The 7,563-nt window shown below is 71.3% G+C and carries 9 protein-coding genes; 6 read left to right on the forward strand and 3 right to left on the reverse strand.

All coding sequences use genetic code 11. The annotated features are described in order from the left end of the window. Positions 1-221 precede the first annotated feature (221 nt). From EBH09_RS35430 to EBH09_RS35440, 3 genes are read left to right on the forward strand one after another with little or no spacing between them, the layout of a single operon-like run. Entirely contained in the window at positions 222-842 is a 621-nt protein-coding gene (locus tag EBH09_RS35430; protein WP_121750861.1) for a glyoxalase, read from the forward strand. A 42-nt stretch (positions 843-884) separates the two neighbouring features. After that, positions 885-1,187 (forward strand): metalloregulator ArsR/SmtB family transcription factor, encoded by a 303-nt coding sequence (locus tag EBH09_RS35435; RefSeq protein WP_121751175.1) that lies wholly within the window; start codon positions 885-887, stop codon positions 1,185-1,187. Then, positions 1,184-1,576 carry a VOC family protein gene (locus EBH09_RS35440; protein WP_121750862.1) on the forward strand — a complete coding sequence of 131 codons (393 nt, stop codon included), beginning with the start codon at positions 1,184-1,186 and terminating at the stop codon, positions 1,574-1,576. Before EBH09_RS35435 ends, EBH09_RS35440 begins: the two co-directional genes overlap by 4 nt. A 25-nt stretch (positions 1,577-1,601) precedes the next feature. Here EBH09_RS35440 and EBH09_RS35445 read toward each other — a convergent pair whose 3' ends face one another. After that, positions 1,602-2,420 (reverse strand): siderophore-interacting protein, encoded by an 819-nt coding sequence (locus EBH09_RS35445; protein ID WP_193776702.1) that lies wholly within the window; start codon positions 2,418-2,420, stop codon positions 1,602-1,604. Positions 2,421-2,577: 157 nt separating this feature from the next. Here EBH09_RS35445 and EBH09_RS35450 point away from each other — a divergent pair, with 157 nt between their 5' ends. Further along, positions 2,578-3,408 (forward strand): PP2C family protein-serine/threonine phosphatase, encoded by an 831-nt coding sequence (locus tag EBH09_RS35450; RefSeq protein ID WP_121751176.1) that lies wholly within the window; start codon positions 2,578-2,580, stop codon positions 3,406-3,408. Between the two features lie 50 nt (positions 3,409-3,458). Next, positions 3,459-4,448 carry an MASE1 domain-containing protein gene (locus tag EBH09_RS35455; protein ID WP_121750864.1) on the forward strand — a complete coding sequence of 330 codons (990 nt, stop codon included), beginning with the start codon at positions 3,459-3,461 and terminating at the stop codon, positions 4,446-4,448. Between the two features lie 22 nt (positions 4,449-4,470). On the opposite strand, the gene EBH09_RS35460 is transcribed toward EBH09_RS35455, so the two are convergent. Further along, positions 4,471-4,680: a hypothetical protein gene (locus EBH09_RS35460; RefSeq protein WP_121750865.1), complete on the reverse strand. Its 210-nt coding sequence runs from the start codon at positions 4,678-4,680 to the stop codon at positions 4,471-4,473. Between the two features lie 543 nt (positions 4,681-5,223). On the opposite strand from EBH09_RS35460, the gene EBH09_RS35465 reads away from it, so the two are divergent. Continuing rightward, positions 5,224-5,823, forward strand: coding sequence for a response regulator transcription factor (locus EBH09_RS35465; protein WP_121751177.1), 600 nt, complete (start codon positions 5,224-5,226; stop codon positions 5,821-5,823). A 40-nt stretch (positions 5,824-5,863) separates the two neighbouring features. Here EBH09_RS35465 and EBH09_RS35470 read toward each other — a convergent pair. Continuing rightward, positions 5,864-7,563 (reverse strand): ABC transporter ATP-binding protein (locus tag EBH09_RS35470; RefSeq protein WP_238697537.1); only part of this gene is annotated, 1,700 nt, incomplete at its 5' end.

Here is a 7,563-nt window from a genome sequence, read left to right on the forward strand (position 1 = left end):
GGCGAGCTGGTCGCTCGCGCGGTCGCGGAGATGGTTCGGCCGATGACGTTCATGCCGACGAAGGTAACGCGTGTTCCGGTGCGGAGCACGCGAATATTCGGTTACTGGGGGCGCGTTCGGCGGTCCGCCGGAGACCGCGAGCCACGGTCTGGGCGACGGGCCGCGCCAAGCGGTCAGGATCGGAGAAGCACGCGGGCCGGGGCGGCCCATACCTTCGGTGCATGACCTCCATCGACTCCGTCACCCTCGGCGCGGACGACCCCGCCGCCGCCACCCGCTTCTACGACGCCGCCTTCGGCCTGGGCAGCCAGGTACGAGTACGGGCGTCGGAGACCCCCGCCACCGGCTTCCGCGGCTTCACCCTGTCGCTCACCGTCTCCCAGCCGGGCACCGTCAACGGCCTCGTCGACGCGGCGGTGGCCGCCGGGGCGTCGGTGGTGAAGCCGGCCACGAAGTCCTTCTGGGGCTACGGCGGCGTCGTACGCGCCCCCGACGGGGCGCTCTGGAAGATCGCGACCTCCGCGAAGAAGGACACCGGCCCGGCCACCCGGCAGATCGACCAGTTCGTACTCCTGCTGGGTGTCGAGGACGTCGTGGCGACCAAGAAGTTCTACGTCGCTCGCGGCCTCACCGTGGGTAAGAGCTTCGGACGCAAGTACGTGGAGTTCGAGACACCGCCGAACTCCGTCAAGCTGGCGCTCTACGGCCGTCGCGCCCTCGCCAAGGACGCCGGAGTCCCGCCCGAAGGCACCGGACCGCACGGGCTCACGATCGGCGGCGGAGACGGTGCCTTCACCGATCCGGACGGGTTCGCCTGGGAGGTCGCGACCGCGGTCCGGTAGTACGACTTGATAGGCAAGTGATTGCTTGCCTATCCTGTGGACGTGGCCGACGACCTTTTCAAAGCCCTGGCCGACCCCACCCGCCGTACCATCCTCGACGAGCTGGCCGAGAAGTCCGGACAGACACTGTTCGAGATCTGCTCGAGACTGAGCATGAAGCACCAGCTCGCCATCTCGCGCCAGGCGATCTCCCAGCACCTGGCCGTACTGGAGGCGGCCGGGCTCGTCGAGACCAGGCGGGAGGGCCGCTACAAGTTCCACGAGCTCAACACGGCCCCCCTGCGGCGGGGCTTTGAGCGATGGCTCGGGCCCGACACGTCCCAACCGGAAGAGAGCACTCCGTGAAGATCCGTCTGACCAGCGTTTTCGTCGACGACCAGGCCGAGGCCCAGCGCTTCTACACCGAGATTCTCGGCTTCGTGACGAAGCACGACGTGCCGGTGGGCGAGCGGGACCGGTGGCTGACCGTCGTGTCGCCCGACGAGCCCGGCGGCACGGAACTCCTGCTGGAGCCCGCCGGCCATCCGGCCGTCAAGGCCTACCGCGACGCGCTCGTCGAGGACGGCATCCCGCTGGCCCAGTTCGCCGTCGACGATGTGAATGCGGAGTACGAGCGCCTGCGTGGCCTGGGGGTCCACTTCACCCAGGAGCCCTTGGAGATGGGTCCCGTCACCACCGCCGTCTTCGACGACACCTGCGGCAACCTCATCCAGATCGCGACCGAGCCGCGGTAAGCAGGCTTCCGGCCGCAGTGCCGGATCAGGCGGCCTGAGCGGCTTCGTGCTTCCAGAAGCCCGAGAAGGTGATGCGATCCTTGGGCATCCCCAGGCGGTGCAGGTGCCTGCGGCCCTCGGTGGCCAGGGTCGACTCGCCGACCACGAACGCGTACCCCGCCGCATCGGTGGAGGCGAGCCGTCGCAGCTCACGGAGTGCGGCGGCGCCGGGCACCGAGGTGTTGTCCTGACGCACGACCCAGGAGACGGTCACGCCGGCCGGACCGTCCAGCGCACGCCTGTCAGCCGCGGTGGGGACCTCCTGGATGAGCCGTCCGACCGTCTCGCCGGGCAGGGAGCGCAGAATGCCCGCGGCGGCGGGCAGCCCGGTCTCGTCGGCCACGATGGTGACCTCGGAGGCGTCCTGCGGGCAGTCGAACAGGATGCCCTGGTCGAGTACGGCGAGGGCGTCGCCCGGGGCGGCCCGGCAGGCCCAGATCGCGGCTCTGCCCTCGATCTCGCCCCCGGGGCCGCGATGCACGACGAAATCGATGTCCATCTCCGCCGCCCGCTGACGGAAGTCGGCCACGGAGTAGTTGGCGCAGTGCGGCCGTTCGTGCTCGGGGATGGCGAGGTAGGGCCGCCACCACTGGGAGCCGGTGTGCTCCGGTAGCCGGAGGCGGCGTTGATGGGGGAGCTGGAGGAACAGACGGAACCAGTGGTCGTACCCGAGCCACGGGAACTCGGCGAGTTCCGCTCCGGCGACGGTCACCCGCTGCATGGACGGGGAGACGCGTTCCGTGCGCACCACGCGGGCGCGGAACATTCCGGGTTGCTGAGGCATGAGCCGACGGACCTTCGCCATGCAGGTCAGGCTAACCTAAGTTGGGCTGGAAGCCACTCGCCTCCGGTCGGTTCGGTTTCGGTATGCCCGTTGTCGAGGTGAATGAGAGACTTGGACCGTCCGGCTTCTAGAGGCGCCGCCGTGAGGACAGGCGGATCGGATGGCCCGGGAGTGGTCGATGTTCCGCAAGCGTCCCGCACCTGACGGCGAAGAGCTGCTGGCCAGGCTGGCATCGCTGACCACTCAGGCACGGGAGCTGGCCGAGCTGCGCCGGTCCCAGGTGGAGCTGGCGGTCGCGCTGCAACGCGACATGCTTCCCGCGAGCCTGCCCACGGTCCCCGGCTTTCACCTCGCCGCCTGCTATGCGCCCGCGTACGCCGGACTCAACGTGGGTGGGGACTGGTACGACGCCTTCGTACTCCCCGACGGCCGTATCGGCCTCTCCGTCGGAGACGTCCAGGGACACGCCATCGACGCGGCGGCCTTCATGGGGCAGATCCGCGTGGGCCTGCGGGCGCTCGCCTCAGTGACGAGTGAGCCCGGCGACCTGCTCGCCTGTACGAACGACCTGCTTCTCTCCCTGAACAAGGACCTCTTCGCCACCTGCACCTTCATGCGCTTCGACCCTGCCACCGGCGTCCTGGAGAGCGCGCGGGCCGGGCACATTCCCTGCGTATGGGCCACGGCCGACGGCAAGGCGGAGGTCTCCGAGGACGAAGGAGGGCCACCGCTGGGCGTCCTCAAGGGGACCGAATATCCGGTGACCCGGTACCGGCTCACCACGGGCGGAGTCTTCGTCCTGCTCACGGACGGAGTGGTGGAAGGGCCTTCCCTGAGCGTCGACGAAGGGCTCGCAAGGGTCGTGCGACTGGCAGGCGTCGCCGCCGTCGCGGGCATGGAGGCGCACTCGCTCGCGGCCGCCGTGCTCAAGAACGCCGAACTGGTGGGACACGAGGACGACGCGGCCGTGCTCGTCGTCGGCCATGACGGACGTGCCGTTACGCCGTAGGGCGGGACGATGCGCGGCTCGCCTCGCTGATGCGTCGGCCCCGGTGTCTGATGGCTGCTGTGGTGGGTATCCGTGCTTGGCCGCGACCGGTCGTCCTCGTCTGCGAGACGCTGCTCGTCGCCGTCTGCTACTACGCGGCGGGACGACTGGGGCTCTCGCAGCAACTGGTCGCGGACGGCGCGGTGGTCACCCCCATCTGGCCGCCCACCGGCGTCGCCGTGGCCTGCCTCCTGCTCTTCGGACTGCGGTGCGTGCCCGGCATCGCGGTCGGCGCCCTGCTGGTCGTCGCTTCTCTGACCGCTCCCCGTCTGTCCGCCGCCGGGATCGTGCTCGGTAACACCCTCGCGCCCGTGTGCGCCTGTCTGATGCTGCGCGCGGTCGGATTCCGCGTGAGTCTGAGCCGCTTGCGCGACGGCCTGACGCTCGTGTTCCTGGGGGCGATGACAGCCATGCTGATCAGCTCGGGCGTGGGCGTGGGCGTACTCGCCCTCACGGACAAACTCGCCGCCGACGACTTCTGGCTCGTCTGGCTGGCGTGGTGGGTGGGTGACGCGATGGGCGTCGTGATCGTCACTCCGCTGCTGCTTCTGCTGCACCGGGCCCGCTGGCCGCCCCCGTCCGGTCGATGGGGCGAGGCCGCGGGGCTCGCGCTCGTCGTGTGCGTGCTGGTGCCACTGATCACGTACAGCTCGGTCAGCGTCCTTTTCCTGGTGTATCCGCTGCTGATCTGGGCCGCGCTGCGTTTCCAGCTGGCGGGCGGCATGCCGTGCGCGCTCTTCGCCTCCGTGATGGCCACCGTCGCGGCCAGGGAAGAGGCCGGTTCCTTCGCCAGGCTGACCGACGTCGAGACGATGATGAAGCTTCAGGCGTTCAATGGAACCCTGGGCCTGACCGCGCTCCTGCTGTCCTCCGTGATCAGCGAACAGATCAACACCAGACGGTCCGTGGAACGGGCCTGCCAGGAACTGGTCGAGGCGTTGCAGCATCTGAACGCAGGGGGCCCCGGGAGCACCGGGTCGTCCGGCGGAGGCGTCCGGTGAGTGGAGACCGTGGGCAGAAGGGTCAGCGGTCGCCCAGGACCCGCCTGGCGGCCTCGGCCTCCGCCGCCGGCGGGGACAACTCGTCGAGGGTGTCGAGATCGGTGTCCGCCCGGAGTTCCCTCTCCCAGTCCTCCGCCAGTCGTTCCTGCTCCTCGCGAGACTTCGCACTGACAACATCCCGGTGATCCGGGTCCAGAGCCGCCAGGAAACGTCCAACCGGGTCCGTCGGCATGGCCGTGCTCCTAATCGTGGGGAAGGGCGCCGCTTCCGGCCCAGGATGGCCGACCGGGCCCGCGAGGGCCGCTCGACACGGCCTCCGGCCATCCTTATGGCCCCACGGACGCCCCGGCGGCGGGAAGCGCCGCGGGCATCGCCGTGCGGGGCGACGACGCTCCGTACGGGTGCACTGGCATTCGGGCCACATTCACTTCGCCTGTTTTCGGTCTGTGACTCTCCGGTAGCGAACGCCACGGCGTCACCGCGTCCCGCTGTCCGCCGGCCGCCCGGCACCACCAACCGCGATGTGAACAGCCAACGGGCGAGGCCGGCACCGAGTGCCGCCGTCCGATTCCACGCGGACCACCGACGCGTTCCGGCCCGATTCCGCGTCGCCCCTCCCTTCCCGACGGCGCTCAGAACGGCGTATTGCCGACGGTCGGCCCGGGCGTGATCGAGTCCCGTGCTTCTTGTGCGGCACCCGGGGGCAGACGGCTGGGGACCGGTAGGGGGACGAGCCCGGCCGCCTGCGGCGGCCGGGGAAACCAGGGGGTTGTACATGGTCCGCGTTCTTGTGGTGCACGACGCGACGCTGCTGCGGTCGGCACTGGTGCAACTGTTGCGGTCGGCCGACGGACTCGACGTCTCCTCCGTGTCGTCCCGCGGGGACGGCCCGGACGAGAACGACTTACCCGCGGACGTGTGTGTGGTCGACGGGGACTGTCTGGAGGGCCCGCCCGGCGAGGCCGGCCGAGTGCCCGTCTGGGACCGGTGCGGGACGCGGCTGGTCGTCCTCGCGGCTCCGGAGCGGCCGGGTGTGCTGCGCAGGGCCTTCGACGCCGGAGCGCTCGGCTTCGTGGACAAGGACGCCTCGTCGCAGCGGCTGATCGCCGCGGTGCACACGGTGGCCAAGGGGGAACGGTTCCTCGACGAGCGGCTCACCGTCGCACTGCTGCGGGCGTCCGAGATGCCACTGACCGCCCGTGAGCTGAGCGTCCTGTTCCAGGCGTCGCAGGGGTCGTCCGTCGCAGAGATCGCCGCCTGCCTGCATCTGTCCCGGGGGACCGTCCGCAACTACATGGCCAGTGCGATCCGGAGAGTCGGGGCGCGCAACCGCGTGGACGCGATTCGCATCGTCCAGGGCGGCGGCTGGATGTGACGGCGGCGGGGCACGCGGACGCGGGGGCACGGCTCGCGGGTCAGCCTCCGGTTCGGCTCCAGTGCCCCACCAGGTCCCGGTAGAGGGAGGAACGCTCAAGCAGCTCCCGGTGGGTGCCGTGGGCCGCCCGGACGCCGTCCAGCACCAGGATCCGGTCGGCACGGACCGCGGACGACATGCGGTGCGCCACGACGAGCAGTGTTCCCGGACGCCGGGCGAGCGCCTCCTCGGCGCGCGCCTCGGACGCGGCGTCGAGATGGCACGTCGCCTCGTCGAGCAGGAGCAGCCGAGCCGTGGACAGGTGAGCGCGCGCCAGGACGATCAGTTGGCGCTCGCCCTGCGAGAGGTCGTCGGGTCGCAGCGGCGCGTCGATCCCACCCAGGCGCTCGACCAGAGGAGCGGCTCCGAGATCTCGGACGGCGGCCTCGATGTCGCTCGTGGCGGCGTCCGGCCGCAGGTAGGCGAGGTTGTCCCGGACCGTACCGGTGAAGACGTACGCCTGCTGGGGCACCAGGACGCGCAGCGCGGCCAGCTCCGCCGCCCCCCGGCCGGCGACCGTCCGGCCGGTCACCCGCACCACACCGCTCCACGGCGCGCACGTCCCGGCGATGAGACGGGCGAGGGTCGACTTGCCGATGCCGCTGGGACCCACGACGGCCAGGTGTTCGCCTTCCTCGACGCGCAGGTCGAGCGCGTCGAGGACCGGCTCCGCCCGGGCACCGTAGCCGACGGTCACCGCGCGCAGTTCCACCGCGGGAACCCGCTGTGACGGCGCCGGAATCGGCGGGAGCGGGGAGCGGGCCGGGGGTCGCGGCAGCCCGGCACGCCCGGGCAGCGGCGCAGGTGGCTGTGGCGCCGCCCCGGTGGGGGACGGCCGCGCCTCCGGCACGGTGAACCGGTCCAGCACCACGAGCAGCCGGGTTCCCGCGGCGCCGATCGCGGTCATGAGGGTGTGCAGAGCGGGCAGCAGGGCCTGGGCCAGGTAGGTGAACGCCCCGAGCAGAGCGCCGGTCGTGACACCCCTGCCGCGCAGCCACGGCACGGCGACCAGCAGGAGCAGTACGGGCAGCTGACCCGCGACACCCAGGGCGAGGGTGCGCACCGCGGCCCAGCGGGCGAGGACACGGGACGTGGCGGCGGCGTCGGCGATGAGCCGTGCTCCGCTTCGTGCCGTCTCCGCCTGCGTACCGCAGGCGGTGATGTCACGCAGCGCGCCGCGGGCACGCGTGGTGTGATCGCCCAGTGCCTCGTCCGCGTTGAGAGCACGGCGCTGCGCCGCCGCCATGGGCCGCAGCGTCAGCAGGAAAAGGGCCAGGCCACCGGCGAGCGGCGGCAGGACCACCACGAGGAGCGCCGGGTCCAGTGAGAACAGTCCCGCCAGGGCTCCGGCCGCGGTGAAGACGAACGAGCGCAGGGTGAGGACGAGCCCGGCGAAGCTGTCCCGCACGATCTCGACCTGGTTGGTGAGCCGTGAGACGGCGGCGCGGTCCCCGCCACCGGGACGGGCCAGGGCACGGGCCATGGACTGGTCGACCGCCCGCCGCACGAGCCGGTCGCGCAGTGGTTCCGTCAGTCCGGCCAGCTCGGCGAAGACGCCCCTGATCACGGGCGCGCCGAGTACCACGGCGAGGGCGGCCACCCCGAGCCAGCCGAGACCCGTGGGGGTGTCACCGGCGAGGAATCCCCGGTCGACGGCCTGCGCGACGCCGTAGCCGACCAGGAAGGTCTGTGCCGACTCCG

It is taken from the genome of Streptomyces sp. E2N166 (assembly GCF_003671715.1).
Lineage (GTDB): Bacteria > Actinomycetota > Actinomycetes > Streptomycetales > Streptomycetaceae > Streptomyces > Streptomyces thinghirensis.